Genomic DNA, 23,482 nt, shown 5'->3' with positions numbered 1-23,482 from the left:
ATACCGAGCTATCCCATTGAGCCCGCGCGGTTTTTCCGTGCGGGTTTTTCTGTTTTCGCGGATCGGCGGCATCTTCGATCTGGCAATCCCGAAGACGAGAAAGTTAAAAAATCAAGGGCGCGGCAATACGAAGTTAACGAAAGTAAACACTTCATTAACCATAATGATGCTCTAATGCACCCAGGTCGGACAAAGGCCCGAAACGGCGCAGACAGCTTCGCGCAAGCGTCGATTTCGAAAATGGAAGTTATTTTTGGGGGTGTTGATGAGTCGCAAGCATGTCGCTGTCCTGATGGGCGGATTTTCCTCGGAAAGGCCTGTCAGCCTTTCCTCGGGAAAGGCTTGCGCAGAAGCTCTCGAGGCAGAGGGCTTCGATGTGACGCGCATCGACGTGGGGCGCGACGTTTCCGAGAAGCTCGCCGCGCTGAAGCCCGATGTCGTCTTCAATGCGCTTCACGGCCCATTCGGCGAGGACGGCACCATTCAGGGCATCCTCGAATATCTCGAGATCCCCTATACGCATTCGGGCGTGCTTGCCTCGGCGCTTGCGATGGACAAGGATAAGGCGAAGCTCGTTGCCGCCGCCGCCGGTATTCCGGTCGCCGAATCGCAGGTGGTCAACCGTTTCGCTTTTCCTTCGACGCATCCGATGAAGCCGCCCTATGTCGTCAAGCCCGTCCGTGAGGGGTCAAGCTTCGGCGTCGTCATCGTCACGGAGGATCAGGCGCATCCGCCGCAGATCGTCAGCTCGCCTGAGTGGCGTTACGGCGAGGAAGTGATCGTCGAGCGCTATATTTACGGTCGCGAACTCACCTGCGGTGTCATGGGCGAAACTCCGCTCGGTGTCACGGAAGTGGTGCCGCAGGGACACAATTTCTATGATTACGACTCCAAGTATGCGGCGGGCGGTTCAAAACACGTCATCCCCGCGAAAATTTCACCGAATATTTACCAAAAAATACAAACATTGTCCCTAAGGGCGCATCAGGCAATCGGTTGTCGCGGCGTCAGTCGGTCCGACTTTCGTTACGACGATCGTTTCTCCGAAGACGGCGAAATTATCTGGCTGGAGGTCAATACCCAGCCAGGCATGACTCCAACCTCGCTCGTGCCCGAAATGGCCGGTCATGCCGGCTATTCATTTGGTCAGTTTCTCCGGTGGATGGTGGAGGACGCGTCTTGTTTGCGTTGACAGTCAAGAGGATTGGGCGCCCCAGCCATCATGCCGTGCTTCCGATCATGGAAGCCGAAGAGCGGTTCGTGCTGCCGCGCCCGCTGCGCCGGATCACGCGCTTCCTGATCAGCCTCTGCAGCGGCCGAATCTATATTCCCGTTCATACGGGCACGGTCTCGGCGCTCGCTTTCTTAGGTGCGACGGGGCTTTACGGCATGTCGCTCGGCGGTCACACCGAAGCTGTGGCGCAGGCAACGACGACGGCCGCGGGTTTTGCGATCGAGGACGTCAAGGTCTCCGGCAATTCTGAGACCTCCGAAATCGAGATCCTGCAGTTGATCGGCCTTGATGGCACGACCTCGCTGGTCGCGCTCGACGTCGATGCTGCCCGCCGGAAGATCGCGCATCTTCCCTGGGTCGAGAATGTCGAGGTCCGCAAGATTTATCCGAAGACGATCGAGGTGAAGCTCAAGGAGCGCCAGGCCTATGCGATCTGGCAGCACGGGCAGGAGCTTTCCCTGATCGAGAAGAACGGCAGCGTCATTGCGCCGCTGCGCGACAACAAGTTTTCGGCGCTGCCGCTCGTCGTCGGCCGCGATGCCGAAACGGCGGCGGCTTCGCTCGACGACGCCTTCTCGAAGTGGCCTGACGTGAAGGCCCGCGTGAAGGCCTATGTCTGGATATCAGGCCGCCGCTGGGACCTGCACATGGACAACGGCGTCGTCGTCAAGCTGCCGGAAGACGGTATCGACCAGGCACTGGCGACGCTTTCGAAGTTCGACAAGGAGCACCAGCTCCTGGAGCGGGACATTGCCGCAGTCGATCTCAGACTGTCCGACAGAACCGCGATCCAGCTGACGCCGGAGGCGGCGATCCGCAGGCAGACGGCAGTGACGGAGCGTACGAAAGAATTGAAGAAGGCGGGGCAGAATATATGAGCTTGTTCGGTTCATCCCATTTCGGATTGCCGCGCCTGAAGCCGCTTTCGTCGAAGCGGTCACATGTCGTTTCGGTGCTCGACATCGGTTCGACCAAGGTCGTCTGCATGATCGGCCGGCTGACGCCGCGCGAGGAAAGCCAGATCCTGCCGGGCCGCACGCACAATATCGAGATCATCGGCATCGGCCACCAGCGTTCCCGCGGCATCAAGACCGGCGTCATCGCCGATCTCGACGCGCTGGAAGGCGTCATCCGCCTTGCGGTCGACGCGGCGGAGCGCATGGCGGGGCTGACCGTCGAGAGCCTGATCGTCAATCTGACGGCCGGCCGGCTCGGCAGCGATATCTACACCGCAACGATCGATCTCGGCGGCCAGGAAGTCGAGCTCAACGATCTGAAGAAGGTGCTGTCGGCCGCTTGCCAGCAGTCGCTGCGCCAGGACCGTTCGGTGCTGCATTCACTGGCGACCGGCTTTTCGCTCGACGGCGAGCGCGGCATCCGCGATCCGCTGGCGATGTATGGCGACGCGCTCGGCGTCGACATGCATGTCGTGACGGCGGAGCGCTCGGCACTGAAGAACCTCGAACTTAGCGTTAATCGTGCGCATCTGTCGGTCGAGGGCATCGTCGCGACGCCCTATGCATCGGGTCTTGCGGCTCTCGTCGACGATGAGGTCGAGCTCGGCTGCGCGGCGATCGACTTGGGCGGCGGCACGACGACGATCTCGGTCTTTGCCGAGGGCAAGCTCGTTCATACGGATGCCGTCGGCCTTGGCGGTCATCACGTCACCACCGATTTGGCACGCGGCCTTTCGACCCGCATCGAGGATGCGGAGCGGCTGAAGGTCGTGCATGCCTCGGCTCTTTCGAATTCCTCCGACGAGCGCGAGCTGATCTCAATCCCGCCAATCGGCGAGGACGATCGCGACCAGCCGTCGCAGGTGCCGCGGGCGCTGGTTTCGCGCATCGTATCGGCCCGTATCGAAGAGACGATGGAACTGATCCGCGACCGTATCCAGCGCTCCGGTTTCAGCCCGATCGTCGGCAAGCGCGTCGTGCTGACCGGCGGAGCGAGCCAGTTGACCGGCCTTGCCGACGTGGCCCGGCGCATCCTTGCCCGCAACGTCCGCATCGGCCGTCCGATGGGCGTCTCGGGGTTGCCGACGGCGGCCAAGGGCCCGGCCTTTTCGACGGCCGTCGGCCTGATGATCTATCCGCAGGTCGCGGACATGGAGACACATGCGTCACAGAGCGGTCTGCTCATGTCGCTTGGGGGAAATAACAGCCGCATAGCCCGCATGGGCCAGTGGCTGAAGGAAAGTTTCTGAAATTGAGTAATTGGCCGGCGTGGCGATGCGGCCAGAGAGAGAAGGAACAGGTACCATGACCATCAAGCTGCAAAAGCCTGACATCACAGAGCTGAAGCCGCGCATCACCGTGTTCGGCGTTGGCGGCGGTGGCGGCAATGCCGTCAACAACATGATTACCGCCGGCCTCCAGGGCGTCGACTTCGTCGTCGCCAACACGGATGCGCAGGCGCTGACGATGACGAAGGCCGAGCGCATCATCCAGCTCGGCGTCAACGTCACCGAAGGCCTCGGTGCCGGCTCGCAGCCGGAAGTCGGCCGCGCGGCCGCCGAGGAGTGCATCGACGAGATCGTCGATCACCTGAACGGCACGCATATGTGCTTCGTCACCGCCGGCATGGGCGGCGGCACCGGTACGGGTGCTGCTCCGGTTGTCGCACAGGCAGCCCGCAACAAGGGCATCCTGACAGTCGGCGTCGTCACCAAGCCGTTCCATTTCGAAGGCGGGCGCCGCATGCGCCTGGCCGAGATGGGCATCCAGGAACTGCAGAAGTCTGTCGATACGCTGATCGTCATTCCGAACCAGAACCTCTTCCGCATTGCCAACGACAAGACGACCTTCGCCGATGCCTTCGCCATGGCCGACCAGGTTCTCTATTCGGGCGTTGCCTGCATCACCGACCTGATGGTCAAGGAAGGCCTCATCAACCTCGACTTCGCCGACGTCCGCTCGGTGATGCGCGAGATGGGCCGCGCGATGATGGGCACCGGCGAAGCCTCCGGCTCCGGCCGCGCGCTGCAGGCTGCAGAGGCTGCGATCGCCAACCCGCTGCTCGACGAAACCTCGATGAAGGGCGCCCAGGGCCTGCTGATCTCCATCACCGGCGGTCGCGACCTCACCCTCTTCGAAGTCGACGAAGCCGCGACCCGCATCCGCGAGGAAGTCGATCCTGACGCCAACATCATCCTCGGCGCCACCTTCGACGAATCGCTCGAAGGCATCATCCGCGTCTCTGTCGTCGCAACCGGCATCGACCGGGCGATGAACGAAGCCGCCGAACGGAACCTCCAGCCGGCAGCAAGGCCGGTTATCCGTCCCTCCGCGGCTGTTGCTCCGGCAGCGGCCGCAGTCCAGCCTGCCCCCGTGATGCAGGCACCGAAGGCCATGGATCCGATCGCGCAGACCATCCGCGAAGCCGAGATGGAACGCGAGCTCGAAATTCCGGCCCCGCGTGCTGCCGCACCGCTGCAGCAGCCGGCTCCACAGCAGGAAACTTTCCGTCCGCAGAGCAAGATCTTCGCGCCTGCGCCGGAAGCTCCGGCAATGCGTCCGGCACCGGTGCAGCAGCAGGCTCCGGCGCCCGCCATGAGCCAGCCTGTCATCAGCCAGCCGGTCCAGCAGCAGCCGATCCGGCAGGAGCCGATCATCCGTCAGGCGCCCGAACCGATGCGCATGCCGAAGGTCGAGGATTTCCCGCCGGTCGTTCAGGCCGAACTCGACCACCGCACGCAGCCGGCTTCCGCGCATGCGGCGGAGGAGCGCGGTCCGATGGGCCTGCTCAAGCGAATCACCAATTCGCTTGGCCGCCGCGACGACGATGCCGTTGCCGCCGACATGACCGCCGCACCGCCGGCCGCTTCGCAGCAGCGCCGTCCGCTGTCGCCTGAGGCAAGCCTCTATGCACCGCGACGCGGCAACCTCGACGACCAGGGCCGCGCGGTTCCGCAGGCCCGGATGATGCAGGAAGACGACCAGCTGGAAATCCCGGCATTCCTGCGTCGCCAGTCGAACTGAGTGCGTGCTTCGGCACCGTTTATGCCCGGGATCAAGGTCCCGGGCATTGCTGTTTTTCAGCCTGCGATTCGCAAGCGATTTCAATCGTGTGACTTCGTAACAAAGCGAAAGAAACAGTGATTTGGATTGGAGCGTCGGCGCACGTAAGTATGGTCGCAAGGAAACTGCCCTAGGAGTCTTTTCGACGGCTCCTTCTGCAGAATGAATGATGACCGTGCCGATCGGACAGACCGCCGGTACGGAAGAATAAAAGGCAGAATTTATGGCTATTGGCTTGCTGGGGTTTCAAACGACGGTATCGCGTCCCGTGACGCTTTCGGGCATCGGGGTCCATTCGGGCGCTGACGTTTCGATCACCCTGAACCCGGCCGAATCGGACACCGGCGTCGTTTTCCAGCGCCTGCATGACAATGGCGACATCACCGAACTCAAAGCCGTCTCCTCGCAGGTCGGCAATACTGACCTCTGCACCGTCCTCGGATTCTCACCGGCCCATTCGGTCGCGACGATCGAGCATGTCATGGCCGCCGTCTATGCTCTCGGCCTCGACAATGTGCTGATCGAAGTGCAGGGCTCCGAAATGCCCATCATGGACGGCAGTTCGCTGCCCTTCGTCGAGGCGATCGAGCAGGTTGGTCTCGTCTCGCTCGGCGTCAAGCGCCGCTATATCCGTATCACCAAGCCGGTGCGAATCGAGCATGGCGGCTCCTGGAGCGAATTCCGCCCGTATGACGGTACGCGCTTCGAAGTCGAGATCGATTTCGATTGCCCGCTGATCGGCCGGCAGAAGTGGGCCGGCGACATGACCGCCGCGGTCTTCAAGACCGAGCTTTCCCGCGCCCGCACCTTCGGTTTCATGCGCGATGTCGAGCGTCTCTGGGCGTCGGGCCACGCGCTCGGCTCCTCGCTTGAAAATTCCGTCGTCATCTCGGACGACAACACCGTCATCAACGTCGAAGGGCTGCGTTACGCCAAGGACGAATTTGTCCGCCACAAGACGCTCGATGCCGTCGGCGATCTCTCGCTTGCCGGCGTCCAGTTCATCGGTTGCTACCGTTCCTATCGCGGCGGTCACAAGATGAATGCCAATGCGCTGAAGGCGCTGCTCGCCGATTCCTCCGCCTACGAGGTGGTCGAGACGTCGACGCCGCGCCAGCGCGTCGCTGCCCGTGAACTGATCGCGGTCAGTGCTTCGGAATTCGCTCCCTGGTCGGCATGACCTCCAGCATATTCTCAAGACCAGGCCGCCTCTTTCCCGGAGGCGGTTTTTTTATGTCCGGCGTGTCTGGGCAATAGACCGATGCTTGGCCGCCACAGGTCGGGAAGAAGTTGAAAAGCCGATCATTCTGCGGCTGCTGCCACAAAAATGCGTTAATGCCTTATCATTGCGTTGCTCTTGATGCACATTTGTGGCTAGAAACGCCAGCGAGGCGTGGCTGCCGTGGAGAGAGCGGCAGCAGTGGGGTTCTTTCGAATGGGTTATGCAGGATCTGAAGGTATGATGAAGACAGCGCGCGCTTTGTTCGCATCGCTTCTGGTGCTCAGCGCAGGCGCCTCGATCTCCGGTTGCCAGTCGGATCCCGATATCGACATCACCAAGCTCGGTCTCGAAACCGATCCGCCTGATGTGCTCTACACTCAGGGCCTTGCCAATATGAAGGCCGGCAACATGGCGGAAGCGGCGCGCAAGTTCGACGCGATCGACCGCGAGAACCCATTTTCCGAATGGGCGCGCAAGGCGCTTGTGATGAGCACCTTCGTCAAATACCGCCAGGGCCGGCTGGACGATGCGCTTGCTTCCGGCAACCGCTACATGTCGCAATATCCGAAGTCCCAGGATGCTGCCTATGTGCAGTATCTCATCGGTCTCACCTATTCCAAGCAGATCGTCGACGTGACGCAGGACCAGCGCGCCTCGGCCAAGACGATCGAGGCGATGCAGGCCGTCATCGACAATTATCCGAACTCCGAATATGTTGACGATGCACAGGCCAAGATCCGCTTTGCGCGCGACCAGCTCGCCGGCAAGGAAATGCAGATCGGCCGCTACTACATGGAGCGGAAGGAATATCTCGCCGCGATCTCGCGCTTCCGCATCGTCGTCGAGAAATATCCGAACACGAACCAGATCGAAGAGGCCTTGGCGCGTCTCGTTGAAGCTTATTACTCCATGGGCATCGTCGACGAGGCGCAGACAGCCGCTGCCGTTCTCGGTCACAATTACCCCGACAGCCAGTGGTATGCTGATTCCTACAAGCTGCTGCAGAGCGGCGGTGCCGAGCCGCGTGAAAACAAGGGCTCGTGGATCGCCGCAGCGGGCAAGAAACTTCTTCTCGGTTCCTGAGGCCAATGCTGATCCAGCTTTCGATCCGCGATATCGTCCTGATCGAGCGGCTGGATCTTGCCTTCGAGACCGGCCTCTCCGTGCTGACGGGCGAGACCGGGGCGGGCAAATCCATCCTGCTCGACAGCCTGTCGCTGGCGCTGGGTGGGCGCGGCGACGGCGACCTGGTGCGCCATGGCGAGGACAAGGGCCAGGTGACGGCGGTGTTCGACGTCGGCATGGAACACGGCGCCCGCACACTCCTGCGTGAAAACGGTATCGACGACGAGGGCGACCTGATCTTCCGCCGCCAGCAATCGGCGGACGGGCGCACCAAGGCCTATGTCAACGACCAGCCGGTCAGCGTGCAACTGATGCGCCAGGCCGGTCAGATGCTGGTCGAAATCCACGGCCAGCACGACGATCGCGCCCTTGTCGACACCAATGCGCATCGCACCCTGCTCGATGCCTTTGCCGGCCTCACTGACGAGGTTTCAGAGGTCTCCAGGCTCTATCGCCTGTGGCGCGACAGCGAGCGGACGCTGAAGAAGCACCGGGAGAAGGTGGAAAGTGCGGCGCGCGAAGCCGACTATCTGCGCTCTTCGGTCGAGGAGCTCGAGAAGCTCTCGCCGCAGGATGGCGAGGAGGAAGAGCTCGCCGATCGCCGGCAGAAGATGATGAAGGCCGAGCGAATCGCCGGCGATATCGCCGAGGCGTCCGAATTTCTGAACGGCAATGCCTCGCCGGTGCCCCATATCGCCTCGCTGGTGCGCCGGCTGGAGCGCAAGAGCCATGAGGCGCCCGGACTGCTCGAAGACACCGTGACGCTGCTCGATGCCGCGCTCGATCAGCTTTCCAACGCGCAGATGGAAGTCGAGGCGGCGCTGCGCAAGACCGAATACGATCCGAGAGAGCTGGAGCGGGTGGAGGAGCGGCTTTTCGCGCTCAGGGCCGCCTCGCGCAAATATTCCGTGCCCGTCACCGAACTGCCGGCGCTTGCCGTGCGCATGATCGCCGATCTTGCCGATCTCGACGCGGGTGAGGAGCGGCTTGCTCGGCTCGACGCCGAGGTCGGCCTGGCGCGGGAAAATTACGATGCGGCGGCGCGCTCGCTGTCCGACAAGCGCCATCATGCCGGCACCGCACTCGCTGAGGCCGTCATGGCCGAGCTGCCGGCGCTGAAGCTTGAACGCGCCCGTTTCATGGTCGAGATCACCACGGATGCGGGAGAGGCGCTGGCCGAAGGTATCGACGTCGTCGAGTTCCATGTCCAGACCAATCCGGGCACGCGGCCGGGCTCGATCATGAAGGTCGCCTCGGGCGGCGAACTGTCGCGTTTCCTGTTGGCGCTGAAAGTGGCGCTCGCCGATCGCGGATCGGCCCCGACGCTCGTCTTCGACGAAATCGATACCGGCGTCGGCGGCGCGGTGGCCGATGCGATCGGCCAGCGGCTGAAGCGGCTGTCGGAGCGGGTGCAGGTGCTGTCGGTCACGCATGCGCCGCAAGTCGCGGCACGGGCCGCGACGCATCTTTTGATTTCCAAAGGACCGTCGGCCGACGGTTCCGAAAAGATCGCCACCCGCGTCGCGACGATGGCGCAGAAGGACCGCACCGAGGAGATCGCCCGTATGCTGGCCGGGGCTTCGGTCACCGAAGAGGCGAGGGCGGCGGCAAAGCGGCTGCTCGCCGGCAACGGCTGATTTTTCTTCCGATGCTCTTTCCGCTCGGGCCGGCGGGATGACAATCATCCCGCGGCGCGATATGCGCTGAAGCTTCCCGATCGGCGACGAGCTCATGCCATGCGGCTTTTCCATTTCAGCGACGATTCCGGTATTGCGGCGTTCGAACCACGCCCGGTTCGCGTCCCGTCTGCCCGTTCGCCTGGCCGAGAATGGCTGAACGGTCCGCCTGGGCAATTGATGCCGATCATGATTTCATGTATCTCTTTCCACGCGATTGCCCCCGCATCCTGTTCTGGGCGACAGCCGATACGCCCGAGGCCGAACGGCGGCGCTGGCTCGGCGACTGGCGGGCCGTCGCCTGCGTCGAGCGCCATTGGCTGGAAAGGCTCGAAGCGGAGACGATCCACCGTTACGAGATGCCGGCCGAGAGCTTCGAGGATCTGAACGATGCCGGCATGTGGGTAGCCCGCAGACGCGTCATTCCCCTGGAGAGGACCGCCATCTCGCGGCTCGACCAGGAGTTTGCGCCGCGCAGGGTGGAGCTTCGGGTGGTCGATAGCCTGCGGCCGTTGAAGAACCTCTGGAACACCAGCTTGCATGTCAGCGGCATCCGGTTGCGTAACGCCAGGGATTGGGAATAGGTCGGTAGACCAATCTTCCCGATGCAGGATATCCAGCCTCTCTTTTCATCCGGCAATTTTGCTCTAAAAACAATCCAGATTTTCTGGCCAGATTCTCTGGAGTGATGTTCCATGTCCACCGAAGGTTTCACCGTCGACACGTTGACGATCGAAGAGGCTGCCGTCGAGCTTGAACGGCTGGCAAAGGAGATTGCGCATCACGATGCGCTCTATCACGGCAAGGACCGGCCGGAGATTTCGGATGCCGATTACGACGCGCTGAAGCGCCGCAATGATGCGCTGGAAGTGCGGTTTCCCGAGCTGATCCGCGAAGACAGTCCATCGCGGCATGTCGGTGCAGCGCCCTCCGTCACGTTCTCGCCTGTCGTCCATGCGCGGCCGATGCTGTCGCTCGACAACACTTTCTCGCAGGAGGACGTGCAGGATTTCGTCGCCGGCGTCTATCGTTTCCTCGGCCGGCTGCCGGACCAGTCGATCGCCTTCACCGCCGAGCCGAAGATCGATGGCCTCTCGATGTCGATCCGTTACGAGAACGGCAGGCTGGTGACGGCTGCAACGCGTGGCGACGGTACGACGGGCGAGAACGTCACCGCCAACATTCGCACTATCGCCGAGATCCCCAACGAGTTGCCGAAGGGTGTTCCCGAGGTCGTCGAGATCCGCGGCGAAGTCTATATGGCCAAGAGCGACTTCCTGGCGCTGAACCGGCAGATGGAGGCGGAGGGCAAGCAGACCTATGTCAATCCGCGCAACACTGCGGCTGGATCGTTGCGCCAGCTCGACGCCAAGGTGACGGCGAGCCGCAAGCTGAAATTCTTCGCCTACGCCTGGGGCGAAATGTCGGAAATGCCCGCCGATACGCAATTTGGGATGGTGCAGACCTTCAAGGACTGGGGTTTTCCGGTCAATCCGCTGATGAAGCGACTGACCTCGGTCGCCGACATCCTGGCGCATTATGACGAGATCGGCCTCGAGCGCCCGGATCTCGACTACGACATCGACGGCGTCGTCTACAAGGTCGACAGTCTCGAGCTGCAGGCTCGTCTCGGCTTCCGCTCGCGTTCGCCGCGCTGGGCGACGGCGCACAAGTTTCCGGCGGAGCAGGCTTTCACGATCGTCGAGAATATCGACATCCAAGTCGGCCGCACCGGCGCCCTGACACCGGTCGCACGTTTGACGCCGATCACCGTCGGCGGCGTGGTCGTCACCAATGCGACGCTGCACAACGCGGATTACATCAGGGGCATCGGCAATAGCGGCGAGCGCATCCGCGACGACGAGCACGATATCCGCATCGGCGATACCATTATCGTGCAGCGCGCCGGCGACGTCATTCCGCAGGTCCTCGACGTCGTCATGGAGAAGCGGCCGGCCGATGCCAGACCCTATGAATTTCCGAAGACCTGCCCGGTCTGCGGTTCGCATGCCGTGCGTGAAAGACATGAGAAGACCGGCAAGCTCGATTCGGTCACCCGCTGCACCGGCGGCTTCATCTGCAGGGCGCAGGCGACGGAACATCTGAAGCATTTCGTTTCGCGCAACGCCTTCGATATCGAAGGGCTGGGTTCGAAGCAGATCGACTTCTTCTTCGAAAACGAGGACGCGTCGCTGCAGATTCGCACTGCGCCCGATATCTTCACGCTGGAGAAGCGTCAGCAGCAATCGCTGACCAAGCTGGAAAATATCGATGGCTTCGGCAAGGTCAGCGTCGGCAAGCTTTATGCAGCGATCAACGAACGGCGCAGCATTGCGCTCCACCGCTTCATCTACGCGCTCGGCATCCGCCATGTCGGCGAGACTACGGCGAAGCTCTTGGCGCGCTCCTACGGCACCTATGCAGCCTTTGAAACCGCAATGCGGGAGGCCGAGACGCTTGCCGGCGACGCCTGGAACGATCTCAACGCCATCGAGGGCATCGGCGAGGTCGTGGCGCGGGCTATCGTCGAATTCTACAAGGAGCCGCGCAATGTCGAGGTGATCACCCGGCTTATCGAGGAAGTGACGCCCGAGGAGGCCGAACAGCCGGTGACGGCAGGCAGCCCGGTCGCCGGCAAGACTGTAGTTTTCACCGGCTCGCTGGAAAAGTTTACCCGCGACGAGGCGAAGGCGAGGGCGGAAAGTCTCGGCGCCAAGGTGGCGGGATCGGTCTCGAAGAAGACCGATATCGTCGTCGCCGGCCCCGGCGCCGGCTCCAAGCTCGACAAGGCACGCGAGCTTGGCGTGCAGACGATGGACGAGGACGAATGGCTAGCACTGATCAGCGGGTGAAGGGCTGACGGCGAGCCGCCAGCCTCCCATTCGCTCATAGCCTGAGCCGCGCCATCGTATAGGCGTCGACATACTCGCCGGATCGAAAGCCGAAGGCCTTCAGCAGGCCTTCCTGTTCGAAGCCGAATTTCCGGTAGAGGCCGATGGCGACATCGTTGTCGGTGTAGACAGTCAGTTCCAGCCGTTTGATATCGAGCCAGTCGTCAGCAGCGTCGACCATCGCGCCGAGCAGGATCCGTCCGAAGCCGTGGCCGGTAAAGTCGTCATGCACACCCATGCCGATGCTGGCGACGTGGTGCCTGCGGCCGGAAAGACGGTTGAGGCCGCTATTGCCGACGATTTTGCCGTCTTTGGTGACGACGAGGTTGAGCGCGCCCGGCGACGGATTTTCCATGTACTTGCGAACCTCTTCGATCCGCTGGTACGGCGGGCGCAAGGTGCCGGCCCGGTAGCCCGGCAGATTTATGAGATCGGTGATCTCCTCCGCATCGGACAGACGGACGGCGCGCACAAGCACGCCATCCGGCAGGCGCGCTCGGCCGCGAGGTTCATTCTCTTCGTTTTCGGACATTCATGCTCTCCGTTTGTTTCGGGAGGAGAGCCGGCTTTGCGAAAACCCTGCTCACCTCGGCAGGGTTTTCGGGATGATCGGATCGCTGCTAACGCGCCATCGCTCCCGCGTACCCTTCAAGGGTCGTGGTGTGATGAATAAGCGCTGCCATGGTCACGGAACCGATCATGGCAGCAAGTTTCGATATGCGCGTTAAAAAGTCAACCGGGCGTCGTGTCGAATTTGCGCGGCAGGAAGCGGGGCGGTATTCCTGTGCTGGAAGAAACGATTCGGACTGCGGCATTGAAAACTATCGCGATTGACTTCGAGACGGCGAACGAACAGCGCGGCAGCGCCTGTTCCGTCGGCCTTGCCTGGATCGAGGATGGCAGGGTGACGCGCGTCGAGGAGCGGCTGATCCGGCCGCGGGACATGCGCTTTTCCGGCATGAACATTGCGATCCATGGCATCCGGCCGGAGCATGTCGAAGATGCGCTCGAGTTTCCCGAGGTAATGGATGAGTTCGAGGAGGATTTTCGCGGCGCGACGATGATCGCGCACAATGCCGCCTTCGATTTCAGCGTCTGGCGGGCGAGCCTCGATCTCTACCGGCAATCCTATCCGGAGCTAACCTATCTCTGCAGCCTGAAGATGGCGCAGCGGATCTGGCCGCATTTCCTCTCGCACCGGCTGAACCTGATCGCCGAGCATCTCGGCCTGCGTTTCGTGCACCACAACGCCGCCGAAGATGCCGCCGTCTGCGCAGCGGCCGCCATCGAGATGGCAAGGGCGGTCAAGGCCCACGCCGTCCACGCCATACCGGCGCTCATCGGCATGAAGCCCGGTCGGCTGACGGCGCAGGCCTATGAGCCCTGCACCTGCCGAAAAGGCTGATCCCTTTCCGCAAACGTCGTTTTCTTGCAAAGCATGGGTGCATGCTTATCTAGAATGCGGATTATCCAGGGAGCCGCCATGTCCAAACTGCGCAATCTTCTCCTCGCCGCCTTCTCTTTCGCCGCCCTTTCCGCGGGTGCTGCCTCAGCCGAAGTCGTCGGCAAGGTCGGGGTCGACTGGATCGGCAACGACATCATTGTCGATGCGGTCTCCGACCCTGAGGTCAAGGGCGTCACCTGCCACGTCACCTATTTCGACCGCAGCCTGATCGATCGGTTCAAGAACGGCAACTGGTTCGAGGATCCGTCCAACAATTCCATTGCCTGCCGGCAGACGGGGCCGATCGAAATCGGCAATATCGACCTGTCCAAGGATGGCAGCGAGGTGTTCCGCCAAGGCATGTCGCTGATCTGGAAGACGCTGGTCGTCAACCGCATCTACGACAAGACGAACGACACGCTGATCTATCTCGCCCATTCGCGCGAACTGACGGACGGTTCGGCGAAGATGTCGATCTCGACCATTCCGCTCTATGGGCAGAACGTTGTGTGGAAGAATGGGAAGCCGCAATAAGGCGGGAGGTTTCGGGATCTCTTGTGCTCGTTGTTGAAGACCCCGCCCCAAACCCGTCCGGGGTCGAGCCACGGGTCTCGACCCGTCCTGCGGACCCCCACAAGGGGGAGGGGCTTAAACTGCCGCACCCGCTTTCCAGATCTTTAACGTTTCGGGAGGAGCGAGGCGGGCGCTTCGAGTTAGTCCCTCCCCTTGTGGGGAGGGGGTGGGGAGGGGTTATCGTAAAGGCTGAACCATGCCGCTCGCGCATCGTACCAAACAAAAAGGCCCGGACGAGCCGGGCCTTCGAATTCCAGATATGAATAGCCCTCAGGCGGCCTGTGTCAGTTCGTCGGCAATGACCGTGTCGAGGTTCAAGAAGCAGACCATGGTCTTTTCGAGCGCGACGATGCCGCGGCAGAAGGCGCGCTGGGCTTCCGGGATGATTTCCGGCGGCGGCTGCAGGTCTTCGCTCTTGATGGTCATCATGTCGGAAACCTGCTCGACCAGCAGGCCGACCAGCTTGCCGGCGATGTCGGTGACGATGATCGCCGAGCGCTCGGAGGGCTCGGTCATTTTCATGCCGAGGCGGCAGGCCATGTCGATAACGGGGATCACGGCGCCGCGCAGGTTGATGAGACCCAAGACGTAGGGCGGGGTGTGCGGCATCGGCGTCACCGGCGCCCAGCCGCGGATCTCGCGGATGGCCATGATGTCGATGCAGAATTCCTGATCGCCCAGGTGGAACGAAACGATTTCGAGATAAGCGCCCGACTGCTTGATGGCGTTATTGTTGTTCATGGTCAGAATTCTTCCCAGTTGTCCCCAGCGGGAGAGGCGATGTAGAACCGCCGTTAAATATAGATGTGACGGCTTAAGTCTTTCCTAACGATATGTATTTTCGGATTGGCAGTCGCTTTAGAGGTAAGCTATTCAAACACATGCATTTTTGATCCGTGCAGATTCCTGAGGGCGGATTTCGTTGCCGTGGCAGTTTCTCCCGGTGAGACAATTCAACACGGGTTCGAAAACATATTCTTGAATTGCGCGCCTCCGGTCGAGGCTATAATCACGCCAGCAGGGGCGGGCGGCACATCCGCCTGAATCGAGGATCATGCCAATGAAGACATTCCGCATCGCCGTCTGGGTCGGTGTCCTGATACTTGCCGGGTTTCTTGGCGGGTACACGCTCTATCTGACGAAGTCGAAGAATGTCGTGGCGGAAGCGCCTTTTGGCGTGCCCTTCACCCTGGTCTCTCAGAGCGGGCAGCCGATCACCGAGCAGGCGCTGCGCGGCAAGCCGACGGCGCTGTTCTTCGGCTTCACCCATTGCCCGGAAGTCTGCCCAACGACGCTTTTCGAGCTGAACGGCTGGATGGAGAAGGTCGATCCGAAGGGCGATAAGCTGCAGGCCTATTTCGTGACCGTCGATCCGGAGCGCGACACGCCCGAGATCATGAACGAATACGTCTCCAATGTTTCCAAGCGCATCACCGGCATTTCAGGTGCGCCGGATAAGATCGCCGAGGTCGTCAAGGGGTTCCGCGTCTACGCCAAGAAAGTGCCGGTCGACGAGAAGGATCCGAACGGTGACTATACGATGGATCATACCGCTTCGGTCTTCCTGCTCGATTCGGCCGGGCGGTTTTCCGGAACAATCGCCTATGGCGAAAACCCGGACACGGCGGTAAAGAAGCTGGAGAATCTCGTCAACAAGGGGTGACAGCTTCAGCGTGATGGGACGTTGGCTCGACCGGCGGCGGGCAACGGAAACGGGAAAGACCGCCTATCGTGAGTGAAATCCGCCTTTACGTGACGACGACCGAAGCCAAGGCCGAAGAGATCCTCGACCTTCTGAGCGCGGTCTTCGGTGAAGAAGACTTTGCCATCGGCACCACCGAGATCGATGAGAAGAAGGATATCTGGGAAGCCTCGATCTACATGATGGCCGAGGACGAGGCTGAAGTGCAATCCCGCGTCGAGGACGCATTGAAGGCCTCTTTCGCTGATGCCCGGCTGGAGCGGGAAGTCATCCCCGAGATCGACTGGGTGGTGAAATCGCTGGAGGGGCTGAAGCCCGTCCGGGCTGGGCGGTTCCTGGTGCATGGCTCGCATGACCGCGACAAGGTCCGTTCCGGCGACATCGCGATCGAGATCGATGCCGGCCAGGCCTTCGGCACCGGCCATCACGGCACGACGGCCGGCTGCCTCGAGGTGATCGATAGCGTGGTGCGCTCGCGCCCGGTCCGCAACGCGCTCGATCTCGGTACCGGCAGCGGCGTGCTGGCGATTGCGGTGCGCAAGCTCAGGAACATACCGGTGCTGGCGACCGACATCGATCCGGTCGCGACGAAGGTAGCGGCCGAAAACGTGCGCCGCAACGGCATCGCCTCGGGCATCGTCACCAGGACCGCGCCGGGCTTTCATTCGACGGCCTTTTCCGAGCATGGTCCTTTCGATCTCATCATCGCCAACATTCTCGCCCGGCCGCTGATCCGCATGGCGCCGAAGCTTACGACGCATCTTGCGCCTGGCGGATCGGTGATTCTTTCGGGTATTCTGGCTGCGCAGCGCTGGAAGGTCATCGCCGCCTATAGTGGTGCGCGGCTTCGCCATGTCAGGACCATCTGGCGCAATGGCTGGGTGACTATTCATCTCGATCGTCCTTGAGTTTTCAAGGCTGTGAGCAGGTGATTTCTCCTGTAACGCATGCCTTGCTTAAGGCAACGCGCCTCCTCCCTGTGCCGTCACAGGGATCCAGCCACCGCGCCTCTGCGCGGTGAATGACTCCATACGAGCTTGAAGAAAGTTTCCCGCGCCCAAGGACCTGGGGGGCACTGGATCCCTGTGAGGAGCACAGGGATGAGGGTGGGGAGAGGTCTGCGCACCTATCGAAACGAAGCAGCTTCTTGCGCTGCCCTAAGGGCAAGAAAGCCTTTTTCCTAAAACAACAAAAAAGGCGGTGCCGATGGCACCGCCTTGGACCGGTCTATCCGGTCAATGCCCGCGAGCTCAAGGGGAGGAGCGCTCGAGCGGGCTCTACTGCATTCCAATAGGCCGGTCCGGGAGGGAGGAGACGGACTGGCTTTCAGGCTTAGAACGCGTAGCTGGGGGCGCCCTTGTGGCGCGTGGCCCGCTGGCCGGCGCCGAGCAGCTTGAGGCTGTCCTCATTCTGCGGGCGGCGGCCGCCGATCACGTGACGCACGGTCTGGCGTTCGCCAGCCTGCACCGGGCTGCTATATGCGAAGCGCGAGAGAGAGGCGGTCATTTCAAGAATTCCTTTGTTTATAGGTTCATCGCGAACCGTTCGATGACGCCTATATAGCTATTCTGAAAAGCGGAGGCAGAGGGTTTTGCTCATGGGAGCCATGCGGCCAATGCATAAAGCGTGCCAAATTAACTTTTGGCGTCACAGTTCTGTCAAAATGTTGAGCGGCCTCAGGGGTTTCGACTCGTTTTGTCGCTTTTTCTCCCCATCGGTTGAAATTTCGCTAACATGGCCAGCATCCCATTAACCGGATTCGTCTCAATCACTCGGGTCTCCAGCATGTTCCAGTCTTTCGAGGTTACCTCCACGCCGCAATTCGGCAGGGATCGTGTATCGGCGCTGCGCGCCGGTTTCGATTCGCTCGGCATCGACGCCTTCCTCGTGCCGCGCGCCGACGAATTTAATGGCGAATATGTTCCTGCAGGTTCCGAGCGCCTCGCATGGCTGACGGGCTTCACCGGTTCGGCGGGCATTGCGCTGATCTTGCGCGGGCAGGCGATCGTCTTCGTCGACGGTCGTTATGTGACGCAGCTTGCCGAACAGGTCGACGGTTCGGTCTTTTCGGGCGGCGATCTCGTCAACGAGCCGCCGCATGTCTGGCTCACCGCAAACGGAGCCAAGGGCCTGCGGCTCGGCATCGACCCCTGGCTGCATGCAGGGGCCGAGGTGCGTCGTCTGGAAAAGGCGCTTTCGGAGATCGGTGGCACGCTGGTCTTTCTGCCGCATAATCCACTCGACAGGCTTTGGGCTGACCGGCCGGCCGAGCCGCTCGGCGCGGTCAGCATCCAGAACGTCGCGCAGGCCGGTGTACTGGCGAGGGAGAAGATCGCGACAATTGCCGCCGATCTTTCGAAGAAGAACCTTGCGGCGGTGCTGATCGCCGATCCTTCTTCGGTCGCCTGGACCTTCAATATTCGCGGCGCCGACGTGCCGCATACGCCGCATCCGCTGGCGCGCGCCATCATCCATGCCGACGGCCGGGCCGAGATCTTCCTCGACAAGCGCAAGACCGGCATTGAGCCGGAGGCCTATCTCGCGCAGATCTGCACGCAACTGCCGCCCTCGGCGCTGGAGGAGAGGTTGGCTGCCGTTTCGAGGGATGGCGGCCGCGTGCTGATCGACCCTGACATCGCCGCCTATGCGTTGGCTGAGATCATCCGCAAGGCGGGCGGCGAAGTGGTGGAGGGCGCCGATCCCGCCAAGCTGCCGCGTGCTGTGAAGAATGACGTCGAGATCAATGGCTCGGCGGCCGCGCATCTGCAGGACGGGGCGGCGATGGTGGAATTCCTCTATTGGCTGTCGCAGACGAAGCCCGGCACGGTGAGCGAGATCCTAGCTGCCGAGCATCTCGAAGCGGCGCGCGCCCGCGTCGGCCAGAGCATGCAGAACCCGCTGAAGGACATTTCTTTCGACACGATTTCGGGCGCCGGCGAACATGCGGCGATCATGCATTACCGGGTGACGACCGAGACCAACCGGATGATCGAGGCCGGCGAACTCTTCCTGATCGATTCGGGCGCGCAATATATCAATGGGACGACCGACATTACCCGCACCGTTGGCATCGGCACGGTTTCGGAAGAGCATCGCCGGTTCTTCACGCTGGTGCTAAAGGGGATGATAGACATCAGCACCGCGCGTTTCCCGAAGGGCACACGCGGCTGCGATCTCGATCCGTTGGCGCGCATCGCGCTGTGGCGGGCCGGCGCCGATTTCGCCCATGGCACAGGCCACGGCGTCGGCTCCTATCTCTCTGTGCATGAGGGCCCGCAGCGCATCTCCAGGCTTTCGACGCAGGAACTGCTGCCCGGCATGATCCTTTCAAATGAGCCTGGCTATTACCGGCCCGGCAGCTTCGGCATCCGCATCGAGAACCTGATCTATGTGCGCGGGGCCGAAGAGATCGAGGGCGGCGATGCGCCGATGCTCGGATTCGAGACGCTGACTTTCTGCCCGATCGACCGCAGCCTCGTCATTCCGGCGCTTCTGACCAATGACGAACTGCACTGGTTCAACGACTATCATCGCCGCACATATGAGGCGCTGATGCCGCTCATCCATGATCACGATGTCAGGGCGTGGCTCGAAAACGCGACGCTGCCGCTGGAATACTAAGATGTCTGGCGCCGGCCCCGGGCCGGTGTTCAGAGCCCGCCGGCATGGCGCCAGGTCATCACGACGATCCAGGCGGCGACCAGCATCCATGTATGGCTGAAGCGCAGGCCAATGAAGAGGGCGACGATCAGCGCCAGCTTCGATTCCCAGCCGCCGATGAAGAAGGCGGGGGCGACCAGCGTCGTCAGCACGGCGGCCGGCACGGCATTCAGCGCCGCCTCCATGCGCGGGGGAATGCTCTTCATTCGGGTGATGAGGATATAGCCGCCGATGCGGGTGGCGAAGGTGGCGGCGGCTGCGGCGAGGATGACGAGCGCCATGTGAAGATCGAATTCCATGGCTCAGACCTCGTGCACTTCGGATTGAAGGGCGTCGGCTTCGAGATCAGGCTCTTGCGGCGGCGAAGGCAGCACAGCGGCGAGCACGATGCCGGCGGCGGCGCCGAGGCTGACATGCCAGGGCGAGCCGACGTAGCGGTAGGCGATCACGGAAGCCACCGCGCTGACGAGCGCCACCGGCAGGAAATTGTCTCGCTTGCGGAAGCCGAGGACGATGCCAAGGAAATAAGCCGGCAGCAGGATGTCGAGGCCGATGGCCTTGGGATCGCCAATGAAGCCGCCGAGCATGCCGCCGGCGACGCTGATCAGCACCCAGGGAATGTAGATGATGATGGCGAAGCCGAAATACCAGGCGAAGGTGAGTTGCCGGCCGGACTCGCCACGCTTTACCGCTTCGGCGAATTGCGGATCGACGAGCAGGAAGAAGGTGAAGAATTTCTGCACCGGCGTGAAATGGCCGATGTAGCGCGCCAGCGCGGCCGAATAGAGCACGTGGCGGAAATTGACGGCAAGGATCGACAGCACGATCAGCCAAGCGTGGACCTTGTGACCGAAGAGTTCGATGCCGACCATCTGGCTGGCGCCGGCATAGACGGTGGCGCTCATGAAGGCGGCCTCGGAGAGCGACATGCCGTTTTCGACCGCAAGCGCTCCGAACAGGGCGCCAAAGGGCGCCGATGCCAGCGCAACGGCGGAGCCGCCCCGCAAACCTTCAGCAAAGTCGGCGCGATTCATGGGATCTTTCCTGTTGGAATTCAGATTTCCCCTTATGGTCTACGGCTTGCAACGGCAATTGAATTTCATTGATTGACCAATCGATTTCGCTGAACCATCAAAGTTCTGATCTCATTCGGTAAAGAGGCAACCATGAAGAAGATCGAATTTTCGAAGGAAGAAAAGGCTGAGATCGTTTCGCGCATCCGCGCCTATTTCGACCGGGAACTCGATCCCATCGGTGCATTGCCGGCTGAATTCCTGCTTGACTTCTTCGCCGAGGAGATCGGGCCGTACTTTTACAATCGAGGGCTAAGAGATGCCCAGGCCGCATTATTGCAGAGAATGGACGACGTATCCGAGGATATCCATCTGCTTGAGCGGGAGGAAAAATTCTAAAGCGCGTCGCGATCTTTCAGATTCGCTTGTCGCGTTTAAACCGCTGCCCAATTTTGTGCGACATGCTTCAGCGCCCCTGAAATCAAAAGATGGCCTTCACTTAACGCCAAATTATTTCTGCGCCGATATGGTCGTGACGCTTTCGTTCACCGGGTTGCGTGTTATTTGGCCGTGATTGTCTCTGCTATCGATGAACCTCGATCCGCCAAGCTGGGCAAGGCGTTGATCTTTGTGATCTGGCTTGCGCTGGCGTCTGCGCTTTGCTGGTCCGAAACGGTCTGGCGTGACGAGGTTCGTGCTTTGTCACTCGCCCTCCAGGGGGATAATTTCATCGATATGCTTCGCCAGCTGCATGGCGAGGGTCATCCTGCTCTTTGGTATATTCTGCTGCGCGCCGCCTATGTCGTGGTCGGCTCACCTGTCGTTCTGAAGGTCGTCGCTCTGACGATTGCGGCGGCGGCGGCCTATCTTCTTGTTGTCAGGTTGAAATTGCCGCTTTCGATTATGCTGCTGTCGCTGTTCAGCAGCTTTTCGATTTTCGACTACGCCGCGATGTCGCGAAATTACGGCATCAGCATGCTGGTGATTTTCCTCATCGTCCTGAATTGGGAGAAAGGAACACGCAACGGGATATTGCTCGGTCTGTTGTTTGCCTTGCTGGCAAATACCAACGTCCATTCGGTCGTTCTCGTCGGCGGCTTCCTCGCCTATTGGTTTTTCGATTTAATTCTGGCGCGGCCAAGGCCTGTTCTGACGGAATATCGGTCCTTTGCGACAGCCGCCGCCATTGCCGCGGTTGGAATTGTTCTATGTTTCGTAACAGTCTATCCGACCTTCAATGATACGGGACAGAACGATCTCAGTGGCAAGAATTTCGCTTTGCTTGCCCTTGGTGCACTTGCCGCGCCCAGTTCGCACTTTATGGGATTCTATCCCAACCGCGTCCTTGAATTGGTCGTGGCATATCCGTTGGCCTCCCGGATTTTCGGGGCGTTGATGTCCGTACTCATCTACGCCAGCCTGTTGGCGCTGGCGAACCGGCGGCCGGCGATGATCGCAGCGGGACTGGTTCTCTTAGGGCTTTCGCTGCTTTTTACGCTTGTCTATCCCGGCGGATACAGACATCAGGCGCTCTGGCTGGTTTTCATGATCGCGATCACCGCCTTGACCACGCATACTCAGCGCGAGCGGGCGGGCGCTTCCGGCATCGAAACTGCTGGCGGGATCGTAAAGTTCGGGCGCCTGTGCTTCCTGATATTGCTGGCGCTACAGGTCGTGTCCGGTATCGAAAAGATCAATCAGGCCTTCATAGCCGAAATACCCCTGAGCCGAAGCAAGGATTTCGGTGCGTTCATGCAATCGCGCCCTGATCTCAAGGACGCGGTCATCATGGCGGATCCCGACTATCTCGTGGAAGCCTTGCCCTATTACGTCTCCAATCGCACCTATCTTCTGCGGGAGGAGCGGTTCGGCGCCATCGTGCGATATACTCGGAACGCGCGGCTTTCGCTCAGCCTTGCCGATATTTTGCAAACGGCACATCGATTGCAGCAGAGTGAGCATGTGCCTGTTGTCATTCTTCTTTCGCAGCGGCTCGATCAGATTACCGCGCCCGTCTCCCTGCGTGAAAGCTATGTTTGGCGGTTGTCTATGACGCCGGAAGACATTTCTGCCTTCCAGAACGCGACAAGCCTCGTCAAGCGCTTCGGCCGGGTTGCCGGAAGCGATGAGACGTTCGACGCCTACGTATTGAAATAAGACGCCACCTAGCAGCCTATTTGCGCAACACGTCCACGCTGTCGTGGCTGGCATCCTCGATGAAGCGTAGTCCCTGAGGAACGCGCCGGCGCGTCTCAGCCCTCGCGCTTCATCCGTTCTCTGCGTGCGATCTCGGCTTGCGAGGGCTCGGGCATTCCGAAGCTGCCGGTTTCGACCTCGCCGGCGCGCTCGTAGACGCTCATGATGACACCGGTCGTCGATACCGAATTGGCCGTGAGCTTCAGCGCCTCCGGCCTGGCGCCCTTGCCGAACAAGCGCTTCCCGGGGCCGAGGATGAGCGGGAAGGTCAGGAGCCGGAGTTCATCGATCAGGTCGTGCGCCAGCAGGGTTTGCAGCAAGCCACTGCTGCCCTGAGTCAGGAGGTCGGGACCGTCCTGCTGCTTCAAGCGGGCGATTTCGGCGGCGGCATCGCCGCGCAGCGCAACGGAATTTTCCCAGGTGAGCGGCTCTTTCGAGGTGGTTGCGACATATTTGGTCGCGGCATTGAAGGCTTTTCCGATGGGATCGTCCTTGCCGACGAAGGGCCAGTGCGCTGCGAAGATCTCATAGGTCTTGCGGCCGAGCAGCAGCGCGAAGGGGTCGGTAAAAATCCCGTCCATGAAACCGCCCATCGGCTCATCCCAGTAATTGACGGTCCAGCCGCCAAGGGTGAAGCCGCCGGTCGGATCCTCCTGCGGCGCGCCCGGCGCCTGCATGACGCCATCCAAGCTCACGAAGGCTGCGGTAACAAGCTTTCTCATCTCTC

The 23,482-nt window shown here is 61.2% G+C and carries 22 protein-coding genes and 1 pseudogene; 17 read left to right on the top strand and 6 right to left on the bottom strand.

Annotated elements, in window-relative coordinates; all coding sequences use genetic code 11:
• Positions 1 to 265 precede the first annotated feature (265 nt).
• From A6U98_RS17765 to ligA, 9 genes and pseudogenes are all read left to right on the top strand, one after another.
• On the top strand, positions 266 to 1,192 hold the full coding sequence (locus tag A6U98_RS17765) for a D-alanine--D-alanine ligase (protein ID WP_064651793.1): 927 nt from the start codon (positions 266 to 268) through the stop codon (positions 1,190 to 1,192).
• Entirely contained in the window at positions 1,180 to 2,112 is a 933-nt protein-coding gene (locus tag A6U98_RS17760; RefSeq protein WP_064651792.1) for a cell division protein FtsQ/DivIB, read from the top strand. The genes A6U98_RS17765 and A6U98_RS17760 overlap by 13 nt, the downstream gene beginning before the upstream one ends.
• Positions 2,109 to 3,440 (top strand): cell division protein FtsA, encoded by a 1,332-nt coding sequence (ftsA, locus tag A6U98_RS17755; protein WP_012758279.1) that lies wholly within the window; start codon positions 2,109 to 2,111, stop codon positions 3,438 to 3,440. Before A6U98_RS17760 ends, ftsA begins: the two co-directional genes overlap by 4 nt.
• Positions 3,441 to 3,495: 55 nt before the next feature.
• A complete protein-coding gene (gene ftsZ / locus A6U98_RS17750) occupies positions 3,496 to 5,214 on the top strand; it encodes a cell division protein FtsZ (protein ID WP_064651791.1) in 1,719 nt (572 codons plus the stop codon).
• 262 nt (positions 5,215 to 5,476) lie between these two features.
• On the top strand, positions 5,477 to 6,433 hold the full coding sequence (lpxC, locus tag A6U98_RS17745) for a UDP-3-O-acyl-N-acetylglucosamine deacetylase (protein ID WP_064651790.1): 957 nt from the start codon (positions 5,477 to 5,479) through the stop codon (positions 6,431 to 6,433).
• 255 nt (positions 6,434 to 6,688) lie between these two features.
• Positions 6,689 to 7,558, top strand: a complete 870-nt coding sequence (locus A6U98_RS17740; protein WP_018242851.1) for an outer membrane protein assembly factor BamD — start codon at positions 6,689 to 6,691, stop codon at positions 7,556 to 7,558.
• A 5-nt stretch (positions 7,559 to 7,563) separates the two neighbouring features.
• Positions 7,564 to 9,237: a DNA repair protein RecN gene (gene recN, locus A6U98_RS17735; protein ID WP_064651789.1), complete on the top strand. Its 1,674-nt coding sequence runs from the start codon at positions 7,564 to 7,566 to the stop codon at positions 9,235 to 9,237.
• A 99-nt stretch (positions 9,238 to 9,336) separates the two neighbouring features.
• A pseudogene (locus A6U98_RS17730) lies at positions 9,337 to 9,860 on the top strand (DUF6886 family protein).
• A gap of 111 nt (positions 9,861 to 9,971) precedes the next feature.
• Positions 9,972 to 12,128: an NAD-dependent DNA ligase LigA gene (ligA, locus tag A6U98_RS17725; RefSeq protein WP_064651788.1), complete on the top strand. Its 2,157-nt coding sequence runs from the start codon at positions 9,972 to 9,974 to the stop codon at positions 12,126 to 12,128.
• A 34-nt stretch (positions 12,129 to 12,162) separates the two neighbouring features.
• Here the strand turns inward: ligA and A6U98_RS17720 are convergent, their stop codons facing one another.
• Complete coding sequence (locus A6U98_RS17720; protein ID WP_064651787.1) at positions 12,163 to 12,699, bottom strand: GNAT family N-acetyltransferase; 537 nt, start codon at positions 12,697 to 12,699, stop codon at positions 12,163 to 12,165.
• 167 nt (positions 12,700 to 12,866) lie between these two features.
• Here A6U98_RS17720 and A6U98_RS38020 point away from each other — a divergent pair, with 167 nt between their 5' ends.
• From A6U98_RS38020 to A6U98_RS17710, 3 genes are all read left to right on the top strand, one after another.
• The gene (locus A6U98_RS38020) at positions 12,867 to 13,001 is read left to right on the top strand and encodes a hypothetical protein (RefSeq protein WP_280950241.1); all 135 of its coding nucleotides are present in this window, start codon (positions 12,867 to 12,869) and stop codon (positions 12,999 to 13,001) included.
• Positions 12,982 to 13,572: a 3'-5' exonuclease gene (locus tag A6U98_RS17715; protein ID WP_064651786.1), complete on the top strand. Its 591-nt coding sequence runs from the start codon at positions 12,982 to 12,984 to the stop codon at positions 13,570 to 13,572. Before A6U98_RS38020 ends, A6U98_RS17715 begins: the two co-directional genes overlap by 20 nt.
• Before the next feature lie 78 nt (positions 13,573 to 13,650).
• A complete protein-coding gene (locus A6U98_RS17710; protein ID WP_064651785.1) occupies positions 13,651 to 14,145 on the top strand; it encodes a CreA family protein in 495 nt (164 codons plus the stop codon).
• Between the two features lie 309 nt (positions 14,146 to 14,454).
• Here A6U98_RS17710 and A6U98_RS17705 read toward each other — a convergent pair whose 3' ends face one another.
• Positions 14,455 to 14,925, bottom strand: coding sequence for a chemotaxis protein CheW (locus A6U98_RS17705; RefSeq protein ID WP_003541378.1), 471 nt, complete (start codon positions 14,923 to 14,925; stop codon positions 14,455 to 14,457).
• Positions 14,926 to 15,244: 319 nt separating this feature from the next.
• Here A6U98_RS17705 and A6U98_RS17700 point away from each other — a divergent pair, with 319 nt between their 5' ends.
• Both A6U98_RS17700 and A6U98_RS17695 read left to right on the top strand, forming a co-directional pair.
• Complete coding sequence (locus tag A6U98_RS17700; protein ID WP_064651784.1) at positions 15,245 to 15,847, top strand: SCO family protein; 603 nt, start codon at positions 15,245 to 15,247, stop codon at positions 15,845 to 15,847.
• Between the two features lie 68 nt (positions 15,848 to 15,915).
• Positions 15,916 to 16,794, top strand: coding sequence for a 50S ribosomal protein L11 methyltransferase (locus A6U98_RS17695; protein ID WP_064651783.1), 879 nt, complete (start codon positions 15,916 to 15,918; stop codon positions 16,792 to 16,794).
• A 424-nt stretch (positions 16,795 to 17,218) separates the two neighbouring features.
• Here the strand turns inward: A6U98_RS17695 and A6U98_RS37185 are convergent, their stop codons facing one another.
• Entirely contained in the window at positions 17,219 to 17,392 is a 174-nt protein-coding gene (locus A6U98_RS37185; protein ID WP_168273096.1) for a hypothetical protein, read from the bottom strand.
• Positions 17,393 to 17,671: 279 nt separating this feature from the next.
• Between A6U98_RS37185 and A6U98_RS17690 the strand changes: the two genes are divergently transcribed.
• The gene (locus A6U98_RS17690) at positions 17,672 to 19,507 is read left to right on the top strand and encodes an aminopeptidase P family protein (protein ID WP_064651782.1); all 1,836 of its coding nucleotides are present in this window, start codon (positions 17,672 to 17,674) and stop codon (positions 19,505 to 19,507) included.
• A 29-nt stretch (positions 19,508 to 19,536) separates the two neighbouring features.
• Here A6U98_RS17690 and A6U98_RS17685 read toward each other — a convergent pair whose 3' ends face one another.
• Positions 19,537 to 19,845: an AzlD family protein gene (locus tag A6U98_RS17685; protein ID WP_064651781.1), complete on the bottom strand. Its 309-nt coding sequence runs from the start codon at positions 19,843 to 19,845 to the stop codon at positions 19,537 to 19,539.
• Between the two features lie 3 nt (positions 19,846 to 19,848).
• The gene (locus A6U98_RS17680; protein WP_064651780.1) at positions 19,849 to 20,580 is read right to left on the bottom strand and encodes an AzlC family ABC transporter permease; all 732 of its coding nucleotides are present in this window, start codon (positions 20,578 to 20,580) and stop codon (positions 19,849 to 19,851) included.
• Between the two features lie 132 nt (positions 20,581 to 20,712).
• On the opposite strand from A6U98_RS17680, the gene A6U98_RS17675 reads away from it, so the two are divergent.
• Both A6U98_RS17675 and A6U98_RS17670 read left to right on the top strand, forming a co-directional pair.
• Positions 20,713 to 20,958, top strand: coding sequence for a DUF2164 domain-containing protein (locus tag A6U98_RS17675; RefSeq protein WP_064651779.1), 246 nt, complete (start codon positions 20,713 to 20,715; stop codon positions 20,956 to 20,958).
• Between the two features lie 165 nt (positions 20,959 to 21,123).
• On the top strand, positions 21,124 to 22,716 hold the full coding sequence (locus tag A6U98_RS17670) for a hypothetical protein (RefSeq protein ID WP_064651778.1): 1,593 nt from the start codon (positions 21,124 to 21,126) through the stop codon (positions 22,714 to 22,716).
• Positions 22,717 to 22,811: 95 nt separating this feature from the next.
• Here the strand turns inward: A6U98_RS17670 and A6U98_RS17665 are convergent, their stop codons facing one another.
• Entirely contained in the window at positions 22,812 to 23,477 is a 666-nt protein-coding gene (locus tag A6U98_RS17665) for a dihydrofolate reductase family protein (protein ID WP_064651777.1), read from the bottom strand.
• Positions 23,478 to 23,482 lie beyond the last annotated feature (5 nt).

Origin of the sequence: Rhizobium sp. WYCCWR10014 (assembly GCF_001657485.1) — a bacterium.
GTDB lineage: Bacteria > Pseudomonadota > Alphaproteobacteria > Rhizobiales > Rhizobiaceae > Rhizobium.
This window is presented reverse-complemented; position numbering and strand designations above follow the sequence as displayed.

What these genes read in the sequence shown, in the direction of transcription:
- lpxC (WP_064651790.1), top strand. Translation starts at nt 5,477, where the DNA reads ATGGCTATTGGCTTGCTGGGGTTTCAAACGACGGTATCGCGTCCCGTG.
- A6U98_RS17665 (WP_064651777.1), bottom strand. Translation starts at nt 23,477, where the DNA reads ATGAGAAAGCTTGTTACCGCAGCCTTCGTGAGCTTGGATGGCGTCATG.
- ligA (WP_064651788.1), top strand. Translation starts at nt 9,972, where the DNA reads ATGTCCACCGAAGGTTTCACCGTCGACACGTTGACGATCGAAGAGGCT.
- ftsZ (WP_064651791.1), top strand. Translation starts at nt 3,496, where the DNA reads ATGACCATCAAGCTGCAAAAGCCTGACATCACAGAGCTGAAGCCGCGC.
- A6U98_RS17690 (WP_064651782.1), top strand. Translation starts at nt 17,672, where the DNA reads ATGTTCCAGTCTTTCGAGGTTACCTCCACGCCGCAATTCGGCAGGGAT.
- A6U98_RS17720 (WP_064651787.1), bottom strand. Translation starts at nt 12,699, where the DNA reads ATGTCCGAAAACGAAGAGAATGAACCTCGCGGCCGAGCGCGCCTGCCG.
- A6U98_RS38020 (WP_280950241.1), top strand. Translation starts at nt 12,867, where the DNA reads ATGGCAGCAAGTTTCGATATGCGCGTTAAAAAGTCAACCGGGCGTCGT.
- A6U98_RS17710 (WP_064651785.1), top strand. Translation starts at nt 13,651, where the DNA reads ATGTCCAAACTGCGCAATCTTCTCCTCGCCGCCTTCTCTTTCGCCGCC.
- recN (WP_064651789.1), top strand. Translation starts at nt 7,564, where the DNA reads ATGCTGATCCAGCTTTCGATCCGCGATATCGTCCTGATCGAGCGGCTG.
- A6U98_RS17700 (WP_064651784.1), top strand. Translation starts at nt 15,245, where the DNA reads ATGAAGACATTCCGCATCGCCGTCTGGGTCGGTGTCCTGATACTTGCC.
- A6U98_RS37185 (WP_168273096.1), bottom strand. Translation starts at nt 17,392, where the DNA reads ATGACCGCCTCTCTCTCGCGCTTCGCATATAGCAGCCCGGTGCAGGCT.
- A6U98_RS17765 (WP_064651793.1), top strand. Translation starts at nt 266, where the DNA reads ATGAGTCGCAAGCATGTCGCTGTCCTGATGGGCGGATTTTCCTCGGAA.
- ftsA (WP_012758279.1), top strand. Translation starts at nt 2,109, where the DNA reads ATGAGCTTGTTCGGTTCATCCCATTTCGGATTGCCGCGCCTGAAGCCG.
- A6U98_RS17675 (WP_064651779.1), top strand. Translation starts at nt 20,713, where the DNA reads ATGAAGAAGATCGAATTTTCGAAGGAAGAAAAGGCTGAGATCGTTTCG.
- A6U98_RS17740 (WP_018242851.1), top strand. Translation starts at nt 6,689, where the DNA reads ATGGGTTATGCAGGATCTGAAGGTATGATGAAGACAGCGCGCGCTTTG.
- A6U98_RS17685 (WP_064651781.1), bottom strand. Translation starts at nt 19,845, where the DNA reads ATGGAATTCGATCTTCACATGGCGCTCGTCATCCTCGCCGCAGCCGCC.
- A6U98_RS17680 (WP_064651780.1), bottom strand. Translation starts at nt 20,580, where the DNA reads ATGAATCGCGCCGACTTTGCTGAAGGTTTGCGGGGCGGCTCCGCCGTT.
- A6U98_RS17705 (WP_003541378.1), bottom strand. Translation starts at nt 14,925, where the DNA reads ATGAACAACAATAACGCCATCAAGCAGTCGGGCGCTTATCTCGAAATC.